Below are 21,519 nucleotides of genomic sequence, written 5' to 3'. Positions count from 1 at the left end.
CGGGAATGCCATGAAAAAGTATGTGCAAATAGAGGATGTGCAGATGTCGTTTGAAACCAGACAGGGCACTTTCGTCGCGCTCAAGGACATCGACCTCAAGATCGATCCGGGCGAATTCGTCACGCTGATCGGGCACTCGGGTTGCGGCAAATCCACTCTGCTCAACCTGATCGCCGGATTGCTGATGCCGACCGACGGGATCATGCTCTGTGCAGATCGCGAGATCGCGGGGCCCGGCCCGGATCGGGGAGTGGTGTTCCAGAACCATTCCTTGCTGCCTTGGCTGACCTGCTTCGAGAATGTCCTGCTCGCAGTGGAACGCGTATTCGGCGCGACGGAAAACCGGGAACAGCTCCGGCAGCGCACCGGTGCGGCGCTCTCACTGGTGCACCTGAGCCATGCGGAGCACAAGTATCCGCATGAGATATCCGGCGGCATGAAGCAGCGCGTCGGCATCGCCCGGGCCCTCTCCATGCAACCCAAAGTATTGCTGATGGACGAACCGTTCGGTGCGCTGGATGCGTTGACGCGCGCACATCTGCAGGATGAGCTGATGAAGATCGTGAAAGAGACGAACAGCACCGTGGTGATGGTCACGCACGATGTGGACGAAGCAGTGTTGCTGTCAGACCGCATCGTGATGATGACCAACGGTCCGGCGGCGACCATAGGCGAAATCCTGTCCGTCGATTTGCCCAAACCGCGCAACCGTCTGGCATTGGCGAACGATGCGCGCTACCACCAGTTGCGTGGCGCGGTGCTGGAGTTCCTGTATCAGAAGCAGGCGAAAGAAGCGGCCTGACTTCACCGGCCGAAAGCAGCAGCGACAGATAACGGAAGCGGCCCAACGGCGGGTTGTGATCCCGGAAAGTAGCAACGACAAAGGCGTCGTTCCGGCTTGCAGCCGGACGGCGTCTTTTTATTGAAAGGAGCGGATGATGAAAAGCAATAAGGTACGACTGGTAGTGATCGGCAACGGTATGGCAGGTATCCGCACCATCGAGGAATTGCTCAAGATGTCCGCGGATGAATTCGACATCACGGTGTTCGGCGCGGAGCCGCAGCCCAATTACAACCGTATCCTGCTGTCGCCGGTGCTGTCCGGCGAGATGTCGTTTCAGGACACGATCCTGAACGACTGGAACTGGTATGAGCAGAACCATATCACCCTGCATGCGGGAAAGACAGTGACGAGGATCGACCGGATCGGCTGTGCGGTCGAGACGGCAGACGGATTGACTGTGCCCTACGACCGCCTGCTCATCGCAACGGGCTCCAACCCGATCATGCTGCCGGTTCCCGGCATTGGCCTGCCCGGCGTGCTGAGCTACCGCAGCATCGTCGATGTCGAGAGCATGCTGGGCATGGCCGCTGCAGGCAAGCGCGCGGTCGTGATCGGAGGTGGCTTGCTCGGACTGGAAGCGGCGAACGGACTGTCGCTGCGCGGCATGGATGTGTCGGTCGTGCACCTGTGCGAATGGCCGATGGAGCGCCAGCTGGACAAGGTAGGCGGAGACCTGCTCAAGGAGGCGTTGGAAAAACGCGGCCTGAAGTTCTATCTGTCGCGGCAGACCGAGGCCATACTCGGCGAGACGGCCGTCACAGGTCTGCGCTTCAAGGACGGCGAGGAGATCCCGGCAGATATGGTTGTGATGTCGGCCGGCATCCGCCCCAATATTGCCCTGGCCAAATCCGCAGGCATTCATTGCGAGCGCGGCATCGTCGTCAGCGACACCATGCAGACCTTCGACCCGAAGATCTATGCCGTGGGCGAGTGCGTGCAGCACCGCGGGCAAACCTACGGGCTGGTCGCACCCTTGTTCGAGCAGGCCAAGGTTGCCGCAAATCATCTGGCCCGTTATGGCGGGATGCGCTACGAAGGCTCTTCGGTATCGACCAAACTCAAGGTGACGGGCATCGATCTGTTCTCTGCCGGAGACTTCAATTCCGGCGCACTGGACGAAGAGTTGCTGCTGCAGGATTCCGCACGCGGTGTGTACAAGAAATTGGTACTGCGCGACAACAAGTTGCGCGGCGCGGTGATGTACGGCGATACCGTGGATGGCCCGTGGTATTTCCAGATGATGCGCGACGGAACGGATGTGTCCGAATTGCGCGAACATCTCCTGTTCGGGCAGGTGCATATGGGGGATTCCGGCCTCGGCGGTGTATCGAGCGTCGCGAACATGCCGGATACGGCCGAGATCTGCGGATGCAACGGCGTATGCAAGGGTGCGATCGTCAATGCCATCGTCGACAAGAAGCTGTTCACGCTGGAAGAGGTGCGCGCGCATACCAAGGCATCCGCCTCGTGCGGCTCCTGCACCGGACTCGTGGAAGCGCTGTTGGCGAACACGGTGGGCGGCGACTATTCCGCCAGGCCGAGCAAAAAGCCGATCTGCGGCTGCACCGAACATGCGCACCAGGATGTGCAACAGGCCATCCGCGAGCTCGGCGTGAAGACAATCCGCGACCTGATGCAGGCATTGAGTTGGAAGACACCGGACGGCTGCCATGTGTGCCGCCCCGTGCTGAACTACTATCTGTTGGCAGCATGGCCGGGCGAATACGAGGACGACAGCCATTCGCGCTTCGTCAACGAACGTGTGCATGCCAACATCCAGAAGGACGGCACGTATTCGGTGATCCCGCGTATCTGGGGCGGCGTCACTTCGCCCTCCGAGTTGCGCTCGATTGCCGAGATCGCCGAACGCTATGAAGTGCCCACCGTCCATATCACCGGCGGACAGCGCATCGGCCTGTACGGGATTACCAAGGAGAATTTGCCCAGGATGTGGGGCGAATTGGTCGAGGCCGGATTCGTTTCCGGTCACGCCTATGGCAAGGCATTGCGCACCGTCAAGACTTGCGTTGGCTCCGACTGGTGCCGATTCGGCACGCAGGACTCGACCGGTCTGGGCATCAAGGTCGAGAAGATGACCTGGGGTTCCTGGACGCCGCACAAATTCAAGATCGCCGTTTCAGGCTGCCCGCGCAACTGCGCCGAAGCCACCATCAAGGATTTTGGCGTGGTGTGCGTGGACTCCGGCTACGAGATACATGTGGGCGGGAATGGTGGCGTCAAGGTTCGCGTCACCGACTTCCTGTGCAAGGTCGAGACCGAAGCGGACGTGCTGGAGTACTGCGGCGCGTTCATGCAACTCTATCGCGAGGAAGCCAACTACATGGAACGCACCGCCCCGTGGATAGAGCGCGTCGGGCTGGCCTACATCAAGCAGCACGTCGTCGAAAACAAGGCGGAGCGGGGCGAGCTTTACGCGCGCTTCCTGGAGTCGCAACGCTACTCGCAGGACGACCCGTGGAAAGAACGTGCAGCAGGAAAAGACGCTCAGGAATATACCCCGCTTGCCACCATCGAATAAGGAGAACGCAATGAACTGGATACGAATCGGCAGGCTGGACGATATACCCCGTCAGGGTTCGCGCGTGATCAATACCGCGTCCGGCGAGATCGCCCTGTTTCGCAGCGTGGACGACCAGGTGTTCGCGCTGAGCAACCGTTGCCCGCATAAGGGCGGGCCGCTGGCGCAGGGCATCGTGCATGGCAAGCGTGTCACCTGTCCTTTGCACAATTGGGTGATCGACCTGGAATCGGGCTCCGCCATCGCGCCCGATGTGGGCTGCGCGCAGCGCTATGAAGTGCGGGTTGCACATGACGTGCTGTTTCTCGAGGCAGAGGCAGGGGTATGCAAAGCCTGAATACGCCGAATGTCACCCGCACCACCTGTCCCTATTGCGGGGTCGGCTGCGGAGTCGCAGCGAATGTCACCGCGGCCGGCGCGGTAATTACTGGCGATAAATTCCATCCGGCCAATTTCGGGCGCCTGTGTTCCAAAGGGGCCGCGCTGGCCGAGACGCTCGATCACGATGGGCGACTGCTGTATCCGCTGGCCAACGGACAGCGCATTTCCTGGGATGAAGCGCTGGACCAGGTCGCGCACGGATTCGGGAGGGTCATCGCCGAACATGGGCCGGACGCGGTGGCATTCTATGTTTCCGGCCAGCTGCTGACCGAAGACTATTACGTCGCCAACAAGCTGATGAAGGGATTCATCGGCAGTGCGAACATCGACACCAACTCGCGCCTGTGCATGTCCTCGGCAGTGGCTGCGCACAAGCGCGCCTTCGGCGCCGATGTGGTGCCGGTCTGTTATGAGGACATCGAGACCGCCGATCTCGTCGTCATCACGGGTTCGAACTACGCCTGGGCACACCCCGTACTTTACCAACGGCTGGCCGCCGCGAAGAAGGCTCGGCCCGACATGTGGGTGGTGGTCATCGATCCGCGCCGCACGCCGACTTGCGACATCGCCGATCTGCACCTGGCGATCGCACCGGGATCGGACGCCCATTTGTTCAACGGCCTGCTGAATTTCATCCGCCGTGAAGACGCACTCGATCTGGCGTATATCGAGGCGCATGTGGAGGGGTTTGCCGCCGCGTTCGAAGCGGCGCGTGCCGCCGGCTCGATTCCCAAGGTGGCGCAGGTTTGCGGTATTCCGGAGGCTGAAGTCAGCGAATTCTTCCGCTTGTTCGCGCGGACAGAACGCACCGTGACGATCTTCTCGCAGGGCATCAACCAGTCTTCCAGCGGGGTGGACAAAGGCAATGCGATCATCAACGTGCACCTGGCGACCGGACGGATCGGACGTCCCGGCATGGGGCCGTTCTCGGTGACCGGGCAACCCAATGCGATGGGCGGGCGCGAGGTGGGCGGCCTGGCCAATCAACTGGCGGCGCATCTGGATTTTTCCGATGCGACGGGTATCGAGCTGGTCGCGCGGTTCTGGAATGCACCACGCATCGCCAAAGCGCCCGGGCTGAAAGCGGTGGAGATGTTTCAGGCCATCGCATCGGGCAAGATCAAGGCGGTGTGGATCATGGGCACCAATCCGGCGGTCAGCATGCCGGATGCCGATCGCGTACGTGCGGCATTGCTCGATTGCGAACTGGTCGTGGTATCTGATTGCGTGCGGCACACCGACACGACCGCCTGCGCCGACATCCTGCTGCCTGCCGGCGGCTGGGGCGAGAAGGACGGCACGGTGACCAACTCGGAGCGGTGCATATCGCGGCAACGGTCCTTGTTACCCACGGCGGGCGAGGCTAGGCCGGACTGGTGGATCATTACCCAGGTCGCGCAACGTATGGGTTTTGCCGAAGCGTTTCCCTATACCAGGCAGGCACAGATATTCCGCGAGCATGCACGCCTGTCCGGCTTTGAAAATAGGGGTAGGCGCGCTTTCGACATCGGTGCGCTGGCCGAGCTGGACGATGCGCAGTACGATGCGCTGCAGCCTGTGCAATGGCCAGTCAATGCTCAGGCGCCAGGGGGTACACAGCGTTTACTGGCCGACGGACATTTCTATACGCCCAGCGGCAAGGCACGCATGCTTGCGGTTGTTCCCCGCTTGCCAGCCGTAGCGGCAGATGAAAGCTTTCCGCTGGTGTTGAACACGGGCCGCAGCCGCGATCAATGGCATACCATGACCCGTACCGGAAAAGTGCCGCGCCTGAATACGCACGAAGCGGAGCCGTATGTGCAAATACATGCATCGGATGCGCACATCCATCGATTGCAGCACGGCGGGCTGGCACGTCTGACGAGTCGCAACGGAGTTATGCTGGTACGCGTGCAGGTCAGCGAAGACCAGCGTCCAGGTTCGGTGTTTGTGACCATGCACTGGAACGATGCCTACGCAAGATCGGCACGGGTGGATGCACTAGCAGCACCGGTCACCGACCCGATCTCCGGGCAGCCGGAATCCAAACATACGCCGGTTCGCGTTGAATCTTATCGGCCCGCCTGGGAGGGTTTCGTACTCAGTCGTACGCGGCTGGATTTCACCGAAGCCAGCTATTGCGCTTGCACAAAGGGTGCGGGTTACTGGCGCCATGAACTGGCCGGCGATGATCTGCCCGAAGATTGGCGCGTCTGGGCACAAACCGCGTTGCAGGATTCCGGAGCATCCGCAAGGAGTACACCAAAGGTAGGCAATCTGCTATCGAGCCAGCTCGATGCAGAATTGACACCGCCGGTGGGCGCTCAGCAGCTTCGCTGCTACCGTTCCGCAGACTGGCTTGAATATCGGGATGCATCGATGGGACGTTATCGTGCCGCCAGTCTGCGGCATGGCAGGCTGGAGGCAGTGTTCTTCATGGCAGCCGATCAGCGTTTGCCCGAACGCGCATGGTTGGGCAGCCTGTTTGGCAAGGAATGTCTCGAATCCGGCGACGTTGCCGGCCTGCTGGCCGCGAGACCGCCAATTGGCTCAGCCGATGCAGGGCGCAACGTGTGTGCCTGTTTCAACGTAGGCGAGAAAACCATCCTCAATGCCATCCAGGCACAGGCACTTGATAGCGTTGAAGCTGTCGGGGCATGCCTGAAGGCGGGCACGGGGTGTGGTTCATGCATACCGGAAATTCGCCGGGTACTCGATCGTCGTTGATATGGTGGTGAGATGAATCATTGCCGGGCTCATTCTGGGCGTGCGACGGGAAGCATGGGGAGTGACCGGATTCGGACTGCCGCCGGCCGGATTGTCTGTACACTCGCTGCAGCTAGGGAACGCTCCGCTGTTCCAGCTGGTGCACGCAATCCAGTGCCGCGAGTTTGTAACATTCCGCTAGGGTCGGGTAGTTGAACACGTTGCTGACCAGGTCGCGCACCGTGCCGTGCAGGTTCATCACCAGCTGGCCGATGTGGATCAGTTCGCTCGCCTGTTCGCCGACGATATGCACGCCCAGCAGTTTCTCGTTGCGTGCGTCCACGATCAGTTTGAGCAGGCCTTGCGCATCGCCGATGATCTGTCCGCGTGCACTGTCCTTGAAACAGGCGTTGCCGACGAAGTAGGGGATGTTCTCCTGCTGGATCTCCTTCTCCGTCTTGCCGACGTAGGAGATCTCGGGGATGGTGTAGACCGCCATCGGCAGGTTGTCCGCCGCGGCCTGTTCGGCTGCGCCGAAGGCGTGCAGCACGGCGGCGCGTCCCTGTTCCATGCCGGTCGAGGCGAGTGCGGGGCGGCCGATCAGGTCGCCCACCGCGAAGATGTGCGGCGCGCTGGTCTGGAAATGCCGGTTGACTTCGATCCAGCCGTCCTGCGCGGCGATGCCCGCATTGGCGACGTGCAGCCCCGCACTGTTGGGTTCCCTGCCCTGCGCATAGAGCACCGCGTCGGCGCGCAGCTGTTTGCCGCTCGCCAGCACGGTGACGGTGCCGTTGCCTTCGCGGCGGATCTCCGCGACGCGTTCCTGCATGTGGAACGTGACGCCCATGGCGAGGAGGCTGTCGGACAGCACGCCAACCACGTCCTCGCTCAGGTAGGTCAGCAGTTGCGCATGGCTGTCCACCACGCTGACATGTACACCCAGCGCGGCGAAGATGGAGACGAATTCGCAGGCGATCACGCCGCCGCCCACCACCACCAGGCTGTCAGGCAGGTGGCGCAGGTTCAGGATGGAGGTGGAATCCAGCACCGTCTTCTTGTCGAACGGGATGTCGGCCGGGCGGCGCGGCCTGGAACCGCAGGCCAGCACGATGACGTCCGCCGTGAGTCGGCGAGTGTTGCTGCCGGCATCGGCGACCTGCAGGGTGTACGCATCGACGAACGAAGCCTCACCCGGGATCAGGGCCACGCCGTGGCGCATCAGGCGCTGCAGGATGACCGATTCCTGTTGCGCGATCACGCCTTCCTTGCGCCGCACCGCATCGGCCAGCAGGCCATGGCGACTGCGGCCGTCCGGCACCAGTGCCTGGCGCATGCCGCCGGAGCGCGACAGCAGATAGGCGACTTCGCGCATCGCCTTGCTGGGGATGGTGCCGGTCTGCAATCCGGCACCGCCGATCTTGGGTTTGCGCTCGATGATGGCGGCGCGTTTGCCCAGGCGCGCCGCCTGCCATGCCGCATGCTGCCCGGCGGGGCCGGAACCGATGATGAGAACGTCGTAGTCCATGCGGGCGATTAACGAAAATCTCGCGTAGATATTCGCCTGCTCCCTTTCGTGCTTGCGGGGGAGGGGTGGGGCGAGGGCGCTACGTATGCGGCCGGCTTTGTCATCTTCGATGCCCTCTTGGTAGATGCGGGTGCTATTTGACGCGCATGCCGGGTTGCGCGCCGGCATCCGGCGACAGGATGAACAGTCCCGGTGTCGTGCCCGAAGCGGCCAGTACCATGCCTTCGGACAGGCCGAACTTCATCTTGCGCGGGGCGAGGTTGGCCACCATCACCGTCATGCGGCCCTTCAGCCAGTCCGGATCGTAGGCCGACTTGATGCCCGCGAACACGGTGCGCGGTTGCGGCTCGCCGATGTCCAGCGTCAGTTTCAGCAGTTTTTCCGCGCCTTCCACATGCTCGGCGTTGACGATGCGCGCCACGCGCAGGTCGATCTTGTTGAAGTCGTCGATGCTGATGGTCGGCGCGATGGGGGCGACATCCGCTCCCATCATCTTCAGCGGCATGGTGGCGTCGCCGACCGTTTCGCCGGCCTTCGATGCGGCCTGTGCGGCTGGAGCCGCGGCGACGGCATGCTGCTGATGTTCGGCATGGCGCTGTTGGGAAGCCGGCGGCACCGGCTGCAGGCTGGCCTTGTTGGCCTCGACCATCGCCTCGATGCTCTTCGGGTCGAGGCGGGTCATCAGGTGCTGATAGGCGTTGATCAGGTGCCCGTCGGGCAGCAGCACCTGTGCATCCTGCCAGTGCAGTTCGCCGACGTTGAGGAATGTTTCCACATCCTTTGCCAGCTGCGGCAACACCGGCTTCAGGTAGATGGTGATGATGCGGAAAGCTTGCAGCGCCACGCTGCATACGCCTTGCAGCCACTCCACGTTGCTCGGGTCTTTCGCCAGCTCCCACGGCTTGGTGGCGTCGATGTAGGCGTTGATCAGGTCGAGCAGGGTGCCGATGCTGCGCGTGGCCTTGGAGTAGTCGCGCGTCTCGTAATACTCGGCGATCTGGCTGGAGGCATCCTGCAGCAGTTCCAGCAGGTTCTGCTTCGGTGCGTCCTCCACCAGTTTGCCGGCGAGGCCGCTGGTGTCGGCGCATTGCGCCAGCAGGGTATGGGGAGCGAGCTTGCCGGCGAAGCGCTTGCTGATGAAGCCGGCGCTGCGGCTGGCGATGTTGATGTACTTGCCGATCAGATCGCTGTTCACGCGCGCCACGAAATCGTCGAGGTTGAGGTCGAGGTCCTCCATCGTGCCGTTCAGTTTGGCGGCATAGTAATAGCGCAGGTATTCGGTGTTCTTCACGTGTTCGACATAGCTGCTGGCGGTGATGAAAGTGCCGCGCGACTTGCTCATCTTCTCGCCGTTCACGGTGAGGAAGCCGTGCGCGAACAGCCTGGTCGGCGTGCGGAAACCGGCATGCTGCAGCATCGCCGGCCAGAACAGCGCGTGGAAATAGAGGATGTCCTTGCCGATGAAGTGGTACAGCTCGGCTTCCGAGCCGTGCCGCCAGTAGTCCTCGAAGCTGAGCCCCGTGTTCTTGCACAATTGCCGGAAGCTGCCCATGTAGCCGACCGGCGCATCCAGCCAGACGTAGAAATATTTGCCCGGCGCATCGGGGATCTGGAAGCCGAAATAGGGCGCGTCGCGCGAGATGTCCCAGTCGGTCAGCTTGTTCTCGCCCTCGCCACCCAGCCATTCCTGCATCTTGTTGGCGGCTTCATGCTGCAGCGTACCGCTGCGCGTCCATTCGCGCAGGAACTGCTGGCAGCTGGCGGAAGAGAGCCGGAAGAAATAATGGTCGGAATTGCGCAGCTCTGGCTTGGTGCCGGAAACGGCGGAGTAGGGCTCGATCAGTTCGGTCGGTGCGTAGGCCGCTCCGCATACTTCGCAGTTGTCGCCGTACTGGTCCTTGGCATGGCACTTCGGGCACTCGCCCTTGATGAAACGGTCGGGCAGGAACATCTGCTTGGCCGGATCGTAATACTGTTCGATGGAGCGCACCTCGATCAGGTTCGCGGCCTTGAGCGTGCGGTAGATGCCCTCGGCGAATTCCCGGGTCTCGGCCGAGTTGGTCGAACCGTAATTGTCGAACGCCACATGGAAGGCCCGGAAATCGTCGTAGTGTTCCTGCCATACCTTGGCGATCAGCTGTTCCGGCGTGATGCCTTCCTTCTCGGCGCGCAGCATGATCGGCGTGCCGTGGGTGTCGTCGGCACAGACGTAGTGGCAGGTGTTGCCGGACATCTTCTGGAAGCGGACCCAGATATCGGTCTGGATGTATTCGACGAGGTGGCCCAGGTGGATGCTGCCGTTGGCGTACGGCAGGGCGGAAGTGACGAGGATTTTTCTTGGCATGAGGCGCGGTTCCTGTAATAGGGCGCGATTGTAGCAAAACCCGCACACGGCTGCGGAATTGGGTAAAATCGCGCCCGCACAAACCCGTCAAGGAAGCAAGATGAGCATCAAGTCAGACAAGTGGATACGCCGCATGGCCGAGCAGCACGGCATGATTGAGCCGTACGAGCCGAACCAGGTGAAGGAAGTGAACGGGCACAAGATCGTGTCCTACGGCACCTCCAGCTACGGCTACGACATCCGCTGTTCGCGCGAATTCAAACTGTTCACCAACATCAACAGCACCATCGTCGATCCGAAGAACTTCGACCCGAATTCGTTCGTCAACGTGGAAGCCGACTACTGCGTCATCCCGCCCAATTCCTTCGCGCTGGCGCGCACCGTCGAATACTTCCGCATCCCGCGCAATGTGCTCACCATCTGCCTGGGCAAATCGACCTATGCCCGCTGCGGCATCATCGTCAACGTCACGCCGTTCGAGCCGGAATGGGAAGGCTATGTGACGCTGGAATTCTCCAACACCACACCGCTGCCGGCGAAGATCTACGCCAACGAAGGCGTGGCGCAGGTGCTGTTCTTCGAGAGCGACGAGGTGTGCGAGACCTCGTACAAGGACCGTGGCGGCAAGTATCAGGGGCAGGTGGGCGTCACCTTGCCGAAGATCTGATGGCGCTGGCCGAGCAAGTCGTCTGGCGCTCTCCTGCTGGCAAGGTCATCGCCTGCGTGGAGAAGAACAAGGTGCTGCAGGAGAACCTCGCCGAGATCCGCCAGGTCTGCCAGGACGCACTCGAAGATGCCGTGCTGATGGGCTGCGACGAACAGCAGTTCCGCCAGGTGCTGGCGGGACTGGTGGCACAGCTCAAGAATCCCTATCCGCCGCGCGAATAGCGGGTTTCGTATTTCCCCTGTCGCCGCAGAAACCTGCGACAATCCGCGCCACTTAATTAAGCAATCCCCAGCAGGGAGTCATCCATGAAATTCAATTTCCCAATCATCATCATCGACGAAGATTATCGTTCCGAGAATGCCAGCGGCCATGGCATCCGTGCGCTGGCTAATGCCATCGAGAAAGAGGGCATCGAGGTCGTCGGCATGACCAGCTACGGCGATCTGGCGTCGTTCGCGCAGCAGCAGAGCCGCGCATCGGCGTTCGTGCTGTCCATCGACGACGAGGAGTTCGGTGCCGGCAGCGAGGAAGAGACCGAGGTTGCACTGCGCACCCTGCGTGCATTCGTCGAGGAGATCCGTTTCAAGAATTCCGACATCCCCATCTACCTGTACGGCGAGACGCGCACCTCGCGCCACATCCCGAACGACATCCTGCGCGAACTGCACGGTTTCATCCACATGCACGAGGACACGCCCGAGTTCGTGGCACGCCACATCATCCGCGAGGCGAAGTCGTACATGGATACGCTGGCGCCGCCGTTTTTCCGCGCGCTGGTGGATTACGCGCAGGACGGTTCGTATTCCTGGCACTGCCCGGGCCATTCCGGCGGCGTGGCGTTCCTGAAGTCGCCGGTGGGGCGCATGTTCCACCAGTTCTTCGGCGAGAACATGCTGCGTGCCGACGTGTGCAACGCGGTGGACGAACTGGGCCAGCTGCTCGACCACACCGGCCCGGTGGCGGCTTCCGAGCGCAACGCGGCGCGCATCTTCAATGCCGACCACCTGTTCTTCGTCACCAACGGCACCTCGACCTCCAACAAGATCGTGTGGCACTCGATGGTGGCGCCGGACGACATCGTGGTGGTGGACCGCAACTGCCACAAGTCCATCCTGCACGCGATCATGATGACCGGTGCGGTGCCGGTGTTCCTGACCCCGACGCGCAACAACTTCGGCATCATCGGCCCGATCCCGAAATCCGAATTCGAGCCGGAAACCATCCAGAAGAAGATCGATGCCAATCCGTTCATCAAGGACAAGAAGCGCAAGCCGCGCATCCTCACCATCACGCAGAGTACCTACGACGGCGTGCTGTACAACGTCGAGATGCTGAAGGAGATGCTGGACGGCAAGATCGACGCGCTGCACTTCGACGAGGCCTGGCTGCCGCATGCGGCGTTCCACGATTTCTACAAGAGCATGCACGCCATCGGCCGCGGCCGGCCGCGCGCCAAGGAGTCGATGATCTTCTCCACCCAGTCCACGCACAAGCTGCTGGCCGGCCTGTCGCAGGCCTCGCAGATCCTGGTGCGCGACAGCGAGTCGCGCAAGCTGGACCGCGACTGCTTCAACGAAGCCTACCTGATGCACACCTCGACCTCGCCGCAGTACGCCATCATCGCCTCGTGCGACGTGGCCGCCGCGATGATGGAGCCGCCCGGCGGCACCGCGCTGGTGGAAGAGTCCATCGCCGAGGCGCTCGATTTCCGCCGCGCGATGCGCAAGGTGGACGAGGAATGGGGTGCCGACTGGTGGTTCAAGCTGTGGGGGCCGGACTACCTGTCGGAAGAAGGCATGGCCGAGCGCGAAGACTGGGTACTGCGCACCGAGGACCGCTGGCACGGCTTCGGCAAGCTGGCCGAGGGTTTCAACATGCTCGACCCGATCAAGGCCACCGTGATCACGCCGGGCCTGGACGTGGATGGCGATTTCGCCGACACCGGCATCCCGGCCAGCATCGTCACAAAATACCTCGCCGAGCACGGCGTGGTAGTGGAGAAGTGCGGCCTGTACTCGTTCTTCATCATGTTCACCATCGGCATCACCAAGGGCCGCTGGAACACCATGGTGACCGAGCTGCAGCAGTTCAAGGACGACTACGACAAGAACCAGCCGCTGTGGCGCGTGCTGCCCGAGTTCATCGCCAAGAACCCGCGCTACGAGAAGATCGGCCTGCGCGACCTGTGCGACCAGATCCACGGCATCTACAAGGCCAACGACGTGGCACGCCTGACCACCGAGATGTACCTGTCCAGCATGGAGCCGGCGATGAAGCCGTCCGACGCGTTCGCCAAAATGGCGCACGGCGAGATCGAGCGCGTGAGCATCGACGACCTGGAAGGCCGCATCACCGCGGTGCTGCTGACGCCCTATCCTCCCGGCATTCCGCTGCTCATCCCGGGCGAGCGCTTCAACAAGACCATCGTCGATTACCTCAAGTTCGCGCGCGATTTCAACAAGCGCTTCCCCGGTTTCGAAACCGACATCCATGGCCTGGTCGCGGAGAAGGGCAACGGCGACTGCGTGTACTACGTCGACTGCGTGAAATAGCCAGGGTGCCGATGTCACAGTTGCGTCAACAGGCCGACGACGGCGACAAACTGCGCATCGACAAGTGGCTGTGGGCGGCGCGTTTCTACAAGACGCGCAGCCTTTCCGCCGATGCGGTGGAGGGTGGCAAGGTGACCATGCAAGGCGCACGCATCAAGCCGGCCAAGGCCGTCGGCATCGGCGACGTGCTGGAGATCCGCGTCGGCAAGTTCCATTACGAAGTCGAGGTGCTTGGCCTGTCGAACAAGCGCGGCGGGGCGCCCGAGGCGCAGAAGCTGTACCGCGAAACGGAAGCAAGCCGGGCCCGGCGCGAGGAACTGGCGGCGCAGCTGCGTGCCCAGCCGCAGCCCGCGTTCAAGGGTCGACCCACCAAGCGCGATCGTCGCGACATCGAACGCTTTGAAGAGCGGACCCGGCACGTCACCAACAAGGCGTGGGGCGATTTCCAGTAACCGCCCCCATCCGATCATGCCGACCGACAACAGCAGAAAACCAGCGAACCGATGGCGCGGCTATGCCATCAACCTGCTGCTGTTCGTCGCGGTAGCGGCGGGGGTGCGTGCCTGGCAGCAGCGCGACATGGTCAGCGGTCCCGCCCCGCTCCTGCAGGGCGCCACGCTTGCCGGCTCGCCCTATCGGTTGCCCGCCCATCCGGAACGACCGGTGCTGGTGCATTTCTGGGGCACATGGTGTCCGATCTGCCGTGCCGAGCAGCACTCCATCGATGCCATTGCGCACGACCATCCGAACGTCATCACCATCGCCATGCAAAGCGGCAAGCCGGAGGAGGTGGCCAGGTTCATGCGCGAGCAGGGGATCGACTTCCCGGTGCTGAACGATGCGGACGGCAGTCTCTCCGCCGCTTGGGGAGTGCACGCCGTTCCTGCCAGCTTCATCGTCTCCCCCGACGGCACCATACGCTTCGTCGAGGTCGGCTACACCACCGGGATCGGTCTCAGGTTGCGGCTCTGGCTGGCCGGGCTGGTCTGACGCAGGCCGTGTCAGATTGTGCCTAGCAGCATCTTGACGCCGATGACGAAGAGGAAAGTCGCAAACACTTTCTTGAGCGTTGCCACCGGCAGTCTGTGGGCGGCCCTGGCCCCCAGCGGGGCGATGAGTACGCTGGCCACCACCAGGCCGGCCAGGGAAGGCAGGTGGATAAAGCCCAGGCTGCCCTCCGGCAGATCGGCGACCGACCAGCCGTTCAGCAGATAGCCGACGGTGCCGGCGACGGCAATGGGGAAACCGATCGCAGCCGAGGTGCCGATGGCGTTGTGCATCTTCACGTTGCTCCAGGTCATGAAGGGCACCGACAGCGCGCCGCCGCCGATGCCGACGAAGCTCGATACCAGGCCGATGATGCCGCCCGCCGCGATGATGCCGCCGGTGCCGGGAAGCTGGCGCGTCGGCTTCGGTTTGATGTTGAGTATCAGCTGCGTTGCCACGTAGAACAGGAACACGATGAACAGGCCCTTGAGCAGGCTCGCCGGCAATTTGGCCACCAGGAACGTGCCGGCCAGGGTGCCGACCAGGATGCCGGGCGTGATGCGCTGCACGATGCTCCAGTCGACTGCGCCATGCCGGTGGTGGGCGCGCAGACTGGCCACCGAGGTGAACATGATGCTGGCGAGCGAGGTGCCGATCGCGATATGGATCATGTGGTCTGCCGGGAAATGCTGGGCGGCGAAGATGAACATCAGGATGGGGACGATCACCACGCCTCCGCCCACGCCCAGCAGCCCGGCGAGGAAGCCGGCGATGCTGCCGGCGGCAAGATAAAGCAGAACGAATTCCCAACTGATCATCGATTGACTCCCTCTGGTGGCCGGACAGGAGAAGCCCTGTCCTGCCGTGATTTGGCCGGGCGATCCCGGCGTACTATTTCAGCCATTCCACGAGCGCGTGATGATCGCTGAAATCTCCGATGGCATGGGCGGCGACCCGCGGATGTTCCGCGGCAAGCAATTTTGCGAGGTCGTTACCCGGCCCGAGCTCGATCGCTTTGTCGATGCCCGATTCCGCCAGCGCTTCCATGCACCCGTCCCATCTGATGGTCGTGGCGATCTGCCGCGACAGCGCATCGATCGCCGCTGCGCGCGAGCGCACCGGCATCGCGTCGACCCCGGCCAGCACGGGTATCTTGGGCGCGACTATCCCGCTCGCTTCCAGGATATCGCGGAACGAATTGGCCGCCTGGGCAAGGTAACGGCTGTGTGCGGGGATGCTGACCGGCAAGCACACCATGCCCGGATTGAGCGCCTGGAAATCGGCAACGAAGCGCTCGATCGCCTGAGCGGGCCCGGCCATCACCGTCTCGCCGTTCCTGCGCTCGATCGCGATATCCAGGCCGTAGTCGGAGATCGCGCGGTCGCGGGCGGCCAGCGTTGCGGGGGATACCCGGCCGCGCCACAGAACCATGCATCCGCTCCCCGCGCCGGCTGCGGCTTCGTCCATCAGGCGCGCGCGCGCGCGCACCAGCCGCAACGTCTCTGCGGCAGTCAGCGCCCCGGCGACATGGTAGGCGAGCAACTCGCCCAGCGAATAGCCGGCGACCAGATCGGGTTCGGGCAGCAGCGGCGCGATGCGCGCCCAGATGGACAGCTGGTAACAGGCGATGGCGAACTGGGCATGCTGGTTGAGGAATATCTCCTTGTCGCCGAGCGCGTTCCACCATTGCGCGACATCCTGTCCCAGCACCGCGCTCGCCGCCTGCCGCATGGATGCGCATTTGGGGGCGACGAGCAGGTCGTCCAGCATGTTGCGATGCTGGCCAGCCTGACCGGAGCAGAGTATGGCGAGTCGCATATCAACCGGCCTGCGCATGCAGGGTCTCGATCCGGTGGGCGGCCCAGGTCGCCGCCGCCAGGTCGGCACTGCCACCCGGGCTGAGGTTGCGCGCAACGAAGGCACGGTGCAGGACCTGCAACCTTCCCTGCCAGCCGGCAGTGGACACCCCGCCCATGCGGTTGAAATCGGCAGCAGAGCCGCGTACCAGATCGAGGCCGCTTTCTCCGCCGCGCCAGAGCACATTGGTGTCGGGCAGGTGTTCCATCATGGCCATCAGGGTGCCGATCAGCGCCGTTTCGCGGTCATGGCCCGCCTGCAGCAGGCGGCGCAGGGTCGGCAGGCCGATGCTGTAGACAGTCGGGAAACCTGCGGCCGCTTCGCTACGCGCACCGCCGGCGGCATATTTCCTGAACACATGGTCGCCATGGGAAGCCGGCCTGTGCCGGCGGCCGGCCAGGATCTCTCGGCCCCATGTCCTGGCGACGACGGCGCCGCATGTCAGCCCGGCGAGTGTACGGTCCGATCTGCGCAGTGCGGCTGCGGCTACCAGCAGGCCGAGGTTGAAGATCGCGCCGCGATGCGTGTTGACGCCACCGGTGGCGCACAGCATCTTCCGCTCCGCCTGCAGGCCGATCGCCTGCAGCACGCTGAAGGAAGGGCCGCCGGTGCCGGCTCGTGCGAGTTCGGTGAAGCTGCCTTGCAATGCAGCGATGCTGGCGAAGAAGGTGCCCATGTGCATGTCGCGATGGCTGCCCGAATCGACCGGCGACACCAGGCCGGGCTTGGGCCAGGCCAGGATCTCGTAACGCAGTGCCTCCAGGCAGCAGTGTTCCAGCCGGAAACAGTCTTCGGCCGAGACGCTGCGACGGGTCGCGTTTCCGGCTGCATGATTGAGTACGGTTGTCATGTCAGGCGGGAACCGGGAACGGTTGAGTGAACTCCTCGACGCCGATCAGCTGCACGTCGGTGTCGGACTTGGCCAGCACCTGGGCAATGCCGTTACGCATCGCCGCCGCCAGTTCGCGCCAGGCCGCCGCCCATCCCGATGTCGCCAGGATTTCGCCGTCGATGCGCGGCACCGCCGGCGAAAAAACCTCCAGCCCGGTCAGCAGTTCGCGCAGCCTTGTCGCGTCGCCGCATTCCAGCAGCAGGTCGAGGTCGCTCGATGCATCGAGATAACGCCTGCCGGTGAGTATCTCGGACGACAGCGAACCATACACGCGTGCCACCGTACCGGTGCGTTCGAACAGCGCATGCAACTTGTTCATATTGGCCTGCCAGTCGGTTGGGGCGAGATGCATCGCGTCGGCCAGCAGCAGCGGACGCGAATGACGAATGATCGCCGGGCGGTCTGCGCTGAGCATGACCCGCGTGCGCGCCGGTGCGGACGGCAGGGTGAAACCCAGCTTGATCCGTTCCGCACCTTCCCCTGGCGCGGCGGTTTGCCGGGCCACGACCAGCGGGAAGCCCTGTTTCACCCAGTGGCGCGTCGCATCTGCCTGGGCAGCCGCCGCGAAGCGGCCGACATCGATGGCGGGATCGAGCCAGACCAGATCGTGACGGCGCAGGCGCAAGGTGTTCACGGGTTGGCCACGATCTGTGCCGTCGGTGCGGCCAGCAGCCGTCCGCCGCGTTCGAGTCCGATCGCCGCGCGATCGTCGGTGCTGCCGGCGCAGGCGAGGGCAGCCGCCAGGCGTTCGGGCCAGACGTCGTTCTCCGACCACAGCTCGTGGATGCCGCCCATGCGCCAGTAGTTCTCGGCACCGGGCGCGAAGACGGGCGATTGCTTTGCAAGTTCTTCGAGTCGTTCGAGGCCGATCTTGGTGACGCGCGCCATCGCGCGCAGGTCCATCACGCGCACTTGCGAGTTCGGCAGCGCGCAAATGCGGTCGGCCATCATGCCGTAGGCGAGGAAACCGCCGCTGACCGCCTCGCCGCTGATCACCGTGAGCAGGCGGTGTCCCTGCCTGCGCGCCAGGTCGACGCAGCGCACCACATGGGCAAAGTAACCGTTCAGACCGAGCAGTTCCTCGTGCCGCGACAGCGCCTGGCCCTGGGTGTCGGCGATGAACAGGATGGGGCGCGGCGGCATGTCGCTGGCGGCGTCAGCGTGCACCGCGCGCAGAATCGATTCCGCGATGCGCAGCGCGAGCGGCACGTCGATCGCGGCATGGTCCAGTGTGCCGATCACCGCCGCTTCCCGGGCGCCGATCCTGGCCGTTCCGCGCAGGAAGCGACCTTCGGCAGTCAGGGCATGCGCACCTGCACCGAACAGGCGGTCGTATAGCGCCTGCCCGTTCATGCCATCTCTCCCAATCGGGTGTTGAATTCGTCGACGCTCATTTCCGGTACGCGGGAGGCGTCGGCGAAAAAGGCTTGCCAGATTTCCCTGCCGTCGCGCGCTGCAGCAAAACGCCGGCTGCGTTCGGTCAGTTCGTCCTGTGCCGCCTGCAGCGCGGCAAGATCGCCGGGCATCGGCGGCTGTGCCTGATAACGGTCGAGCAGGCCGGCAGCCGCAGCGCGGAACGCGGGGATCGTGTCGTCGACCAGCAGCGTCGCCTCGCCCAGCGCCCGGCGCAGCTTGCCGCCGGTGACGCGCCATACCAGTGCGCGGTCGCGCGAATCGAACTCGTCCACGCCCTTGACCGTTTCGATCACTTCGGGCCCGGACAAGCCGAGCCGTCCCTGTTCCGACATGATCACTTCGGTGCACAGACGGGTGACGATGCCCATGCCGCCGAATGCGCCGCAGGAACCGCCGACGAGCGCAAACACCGGGATGCCTGCAGCCTGGACGCGCAACACGGCGCGCATGATCTCGGAGATGGCGATCAGGCCGGCGTTGGCCTCGTGCAGGCGCACACCGCCCGAATCCACCAGCAGCAGCACCGCGGCGGGGTGTTCGATCAGCGCGCGGTCGAGCAGGCCGCGTATCTTGGCACCATGCACTTCGCCTACCGCGCCGCCATTGAAGCGACCTTCCTGCGCCGCCACCAGCACCTTGTGACCTGCCAGCGCGGCACGGCCGGTCACCACGCCGTCGTCGAACGCAAGCGGCGCATCCAGCAGGGCCAGGTGCGGACTGGATCGCCGCATTTCGGGAGGGCAGAATTCGACGAAGGAACCGGCATCGAGCAGGCCGCTCAGGCGTTTTCGCGCAGAAGCTTCCAGGTAGCTGATCGGCAGGCCGTTCATGCGGGTTCTCCGCGGCATGCTTCGAAGGCCTGGTCGAGGCGCAGGCTGACCACCGCCGGCGTGGCGCCAGCATCGTTGATGGACAGGCTGAGGCCGCCGACACTGTGGCGGCGGGCGAAGTCCTTCAGCACGGCTTCCCAGATATCGCGAAAGCCATGTGCGGATGTGTTTACCACGAACGTGCAGGCATCGCGCAACGGGGCGGCTTCGACCAGAACCTCCAGGTTGCCGGACGAGACGACGCCGCATATCGAGGCACCAGGGATGTTCTGCGGCAGGGGGGCTGACGGCAGCGTGAGCGAGAATTGTTCCATGATCTGTTCCTGTCACCAGTTGCGGAATTGCCTGGGCGGGTCGTACAAGCCGCCGGAGGCATGCACCAGGTCCTTGACGCTGCGCGCGGCGAGCAGGTCGCGCGTTGCATCGCTCTTCCTGATGCCCATGTCTTCCGGACGGCGGATGATGCCGCGATCGCGCAGGTTCTCCACCATGCGCGTATCGCGCACCATGCCGACCGGCGTGTAGCCGGCCACGCCGCGGATGGCCTGTTCGCGTTCCTGCGGCGTCCGGCACAGCAGCAGGTTGGCGATGCCCTCCTCGGTGATGATGTGGGTCAGGTCCTCGCCGTAGATCATCACCGGCGGCAGATCCATGTTCGCCGTCGCCGCCAGATCCCAGGCATCGAGGCGTTCGACGAATGCCGGCTCCATATGCTCGCGGAAGGTCTCCACGATCTGCACGACCAGCTTCTGTCCGCGCGGCATCGCGATGTCGCCGCGTCCTTCGCGGCCGGCACGCAACCAGGCCGGCGAGGCATGGCGCCGGCCGCGCGCATCGGCGCCCATGTTCGGCGCACCGCCGAATCCGGCGATGCGTCCCTTGGTCGCGGTCGAGCTGTTGCCCTGCAGGTCGATCTGCAGGGTGGAGCCGATGAACAGGTCGCAGGCGTAATGGCCGGCTGCCTGGCAGAAGGCGCGGTTGGAGCGCATAGAACCATCCGCCCCGGTGAAGAAAATATCCGGCCGCGCTGCGGTGTAGCGCTCCATGCCGACCTCGGAACCAAATGAATGCACCGACTCGACGAAGCCGGCTTCGATCGCGGGGATCAGCGTCGGATGCGGATTCAGTGCCCAGTGGGTGCAGATCTTGCCCTTCAGCCCCAGGTCTGCAGCGTAAGTGGGGAGCAGCAATTCGATTGCCGCGGTGTCGAAGCCGATGCCGTGGTTGAGGCGCTTGATGCCGTATTCGGCATACAGCCCCTTGATCGCGATCATCCCCATCAGCACCTGGATCTCGGTGATCTGCGCAGGATCGCGGGTGAACAGCGGCTCGATGTAATGCGGCGTCGGCGCCTGCACGACGTAGTCCACCCAGTCCGCCGGGATGTCCACGCGCGGCAACTTGTCCACGATCTGGTTGACCTGCGCGATGACGATGCCGCCCTTGAAGGTCGTCGCTTCGACGATGGCCGGCGTGTCTTCGGTGTTGGGGCCGGTGTACAGGTTGCCCTCGCGGTCGGCCGCCTGCGCCGCGATCAGTGCGACACGCGGCGTCAGGTCGACGAAGTAGCGCGCGAACAGCTCGAGGTAGGTGTGGATCGCTCCGATGGCGATCTTCCTGCTTTCCACCAGGCGCGCCAGGCGTGCAGCCTGCGGACCGGAGAACGAGAAGTCGATGCGGCTCACCTGGCCGCGTTCGATCAGGTCGATGTGCTCGGGCAGGGCCAGCACCGATTGCACCAGGTGCAGGTCGCGCAGGCGCGAGGGATCGGTCTTGACCAGGCTGCGTGCCAGGAAGTCCGCCTGTTTCTGGTTGTTGCCCTCGATGCAGACGCGGTCGCCGGGCTCGATCAGCGCTTCGAGCAGTGGCACGATCCGGTCTGCGGGTACGATGCATCCGGACGCCAGATGTCCCGCCCGCGCCAGCCGTGCATCGCGGCTGCGCGCCAGCGTGTCCCAGCGTTTTTCAGGAATGTCCGTGGCGTTCATGCTGTTTGCCTG

At 63.6% G+C, this 21,519-nt stretch carries 19 protein-coding genes; 9 read left to right on the top strand and 10 right to left on the bottom strand.

Annotated elements, in window-relative coordinates; genetic code table 11:
• The first annotated feature begins 10 nt into the window (after positions 1–10).
• The 4 genes from L6418_RS11160 (at position 11) to L6418_RS11145 (ending at position 6,470) form a co-directional block, all read left to right on the top strand.
• Entirely contained in the window at positions 11–802 is a 792-nt protein-coding gene (locus L6418_RS11160; RefSeq protein ID WP_237246999.1) for an ABC transporter ATP-binding protein, read from the top strand.
• 136 nt (positions 803–938) lie between these two features.
• Positions 939–3,383, top strand: a complete 2,445-nt coding sequence (gene nirB, locus L6418_RS11155) for a nitrite reductase large subunit NirB (protein WP_237246998.1) — start codon at positions 939–941, stop codon at positions 3,381–3,383.
• A 10-nt stretch (positions 3,384–3,393) separates the two neighbouring features.
• Positions 3,394–3,720 (top strand): nitrite reductase small subunit NirD, encoded by a 327-nt coding sequence (gene nirD, locus L6418_RS11150; RefSeq protein WP_237246997.1) that lies wholly within the window; start codon positions 3,394–3,396, stop codon positions 3,718–3,720.
• The gene (locus L6418_RS11145; protein WP_237246996.1) at positions 3,708–6,470 is read left to right on the top strand and encodes a nitrate reductase; all 2,763 of its coding nucleotides are present in this window, start codon (positions 3,708–3,710) and stop codon (positions 6,468–6,470) included. Before nirD ends, L6418_RS11145 begins: the two co-directional genes overlap by 13 nt.
• A gap of 112 nt (positions 6,471–6,582) precedes the next feature.
• On the opposite strand, the gene sthA is transcribed toward L6418_RS11145, so the two are convergent.
• Together sthA and metG are read right to left on the bottom strand one after the other, a co-directional pair.
• Complete coding sequence (sthA, locus tag L6418_RS11140) at positions 6,583–7,974, bottom strand: Si-specific NAD(P)(+) transhydrogenase (protein WP_237246995.1); 1,392 nt, start codon at positions 7,972–7,974, stop codon at positions 6,583–6,585.
• A 133-nt stretch (positions 7,975–8,107) separates the two neighbouring features.
• The gene (gene metG, locus L6418_RS11135; protein ID WP_237246994.1) at positions 8,108–10,318 is read right to left on the bottom strand and encodes a methionine--tRNA ligase; all 2,211 of its coding nucleotides are present in this window, start codon (positions 10,316–10,318) and stop codon (positions 8,108–8,110) included.
• Positions 10,319–10,418: 100 nt separating this feature from the next.
• Here metG and dcd point away from each other — a divergent pair, with 100 nt between their 5' ends.
• From dcd to L6418_RS11110, 5 genes are all read left to right on the top strand, one after another.
• Positions 10,419–10,985, top strand: coding sequence for a dCTP deaminase (gene dcd, locus L6418_RS11130; protein ID WP_237246993.1), 567 nt, complete (start codon positions 10,419–10,421; stop codon positions 10,983–10,985).
• On the top strand, positions 10,985–11,206 hold the full coding sequence (locus tag L6418_RS11125; RefSeq protein ID WP_237246992.1) for a hypothetical protein: 222 nt from the start codon (positions 10,985–10,987) through the stop codon (positions 11,204–11,206). Before dcd ends, L6418_RS11125 begins: the two co-directional genes overlap by 1 nt.
• Before the next feature lie 84 nt (positions 11,207–11,290).
• On the top strand, positions 11,291–13,537 hold the full coding sequence (locus L6418_RS11120) for an arginine/lysine/ornithine decarboxylase (RefSeq protein ID WP_237246991.1): 2,247 nt from the start codon (positions 11,291–11,293) through the stop codon (positions 13,535–13,537).
• A gap of 11 nt (positions 13,538–13,548) precedes the next feature.
• On the top strand, positions 13,549–13,989 hold the full coding sequence (locus L6418_RS11115; RefSeq protein ID WP_237246990.1) for an RNA-binding S4 domain-containing protein: 441 nt from the start codon (positions 13,549–13,551) through the stop codon (positions 13,987–13,989).
• 16 nt (positions 13,990–14,005) lie between these two features.
• A complete protein-coding gene (locus tag L6418_RS11110) occupies positions 14,006–14,527 on the top strand; it encodes a protein disulfide oxidoreductase (protein WP_237246989.1) in 522 nt (173 codons plus the stop codon).
• 11 nt (positions 14,528–14,538) lie between these two features.
• Here the strand turns inward: L6418_RS11110 and L6418_RS11105 are convergent, their stop codons facing one another.
• The 8 genes from L6418_RS11105 to mdcA all read right to left on the bottom strand — a co-directional run bounded on the left by L6418_RS11105 (position 14,539) and on the right by mdcA (position 21,507).
• On the bottom strand, positions 14,539–15,342 hold the full coding sequence (locus L6418_RS11105) for a sulfite exporter TauE/SafE family protein (RefSeq protein ID WP_237246988.1): 804 nt from the start codon (positions 15,340–15,342) through the stop codon (positions 14,539–14,541).
• 73 nt (positions 15,343–15,415) lie between these two features.
• Positions 15,416–16,342: an ACP S-malonyltransferase gene (locus L6418_RS11100; protein WP_237246987.1), complete on the bottom strand. Its 927-nt coding sequence runs from the start codon at positions 16,340–16,342 to the stop codon at positions 15,416–15,418.
• 1 nt (position 16,343) lies between these two features.
• On the bottom strand, positions 16,344–17,231 hold the full coding sequence (gene mdcB, locus L6418_RS11095; RefSeq protein ID WP_237246986.1) for a triphosphoribosyl-dephospho-CoA synthase MdcB: 888 nt from the start codon (positions 17,229–17,231) through the stop codon (positions 16,344–16,346).
• A gap of 1 nt (position 17,232) precedes the next feature.
• Entirely contained in the window at positions 17,233–17,907 is a 675-nt protein-coding gene (gene mdcG, locus L6418_RS11090) for a malonate decarboxylase holo-[acyl-carrier-protein] synthase (RefSeq protein WP_237246985.1), read from the bottom strand.
• Complete coding sequence (locus L6418_RS11085; RefSeq protein WP_237246984.1) at positions 17,904–18,626, bottom strand: biotin-independent malonate decarboxylase subunit gamma; 723 nt, start codon at positions 18,624–18,626, stop codon at positions 17,904–17,906. The genes mdcG and L6418_RS11085 overlap by 4 nt, the downstream gene beginning before the upstream one ends.
• Positions 18,623–19,519: a biotin-independent malonate decarboxylase subunit beta gene (locus L6418_RS11080; protein WP_237246983.1), complete on the bottom strand. Its 897-nt coding sequence runs from the start codon at positions 19,517–19,519 to the stop codon at positions 18,623–18,625. Before L6418_RS11080 ends, L6418_RS11085 begins: the two co-directional genes overlap by 4 nt.
• On the bottom strand, positions 19,516–19,833 hold the full coding sequence (mdcC, locus tag L6418_RS11075) for a malonate decarboxylase acyl carrier protein (protein ID WP_237246982.1): 318 nt from the start codon (positions 19,831–19,833) through the stop codon (positions 19,516–19,518). The genes L6418_RS11080 and mdcC overlap by 4 nt, the downstream gene beginning before the upstream one ends.
• A 12-nt stretch (positions 19,834–19,845) precedes the next feature.
• A complete protein-coding gene (gene mdcA, locus L6418_RS11070) occupies positions 19,846–21,507 on the bottom strand; it encodes a malonate decarboxylase subunit alpha (RefSeq protein WP_237246981.1) in 1,662 nt (553 codons plus the stop codon).
• Positions 21,508–21,519: the final 12 nt, after the last annotated feature.

It is taken from the genome of Sideroxyarcus emersonii, assembly GCF_021654335.1.
GTDB lineage: Bacteria > Pseudomonadota > Gammaproteobacteria > Burkholderiales > Gallionellaceae > Sideroxyarcus > Sideroxyarcus emersonii.
The sequence above is the reverse complement of the archived record's forward strand: the minus strand, read 5'-3'. Positions and strand labels throughout refer to the sequence as shown.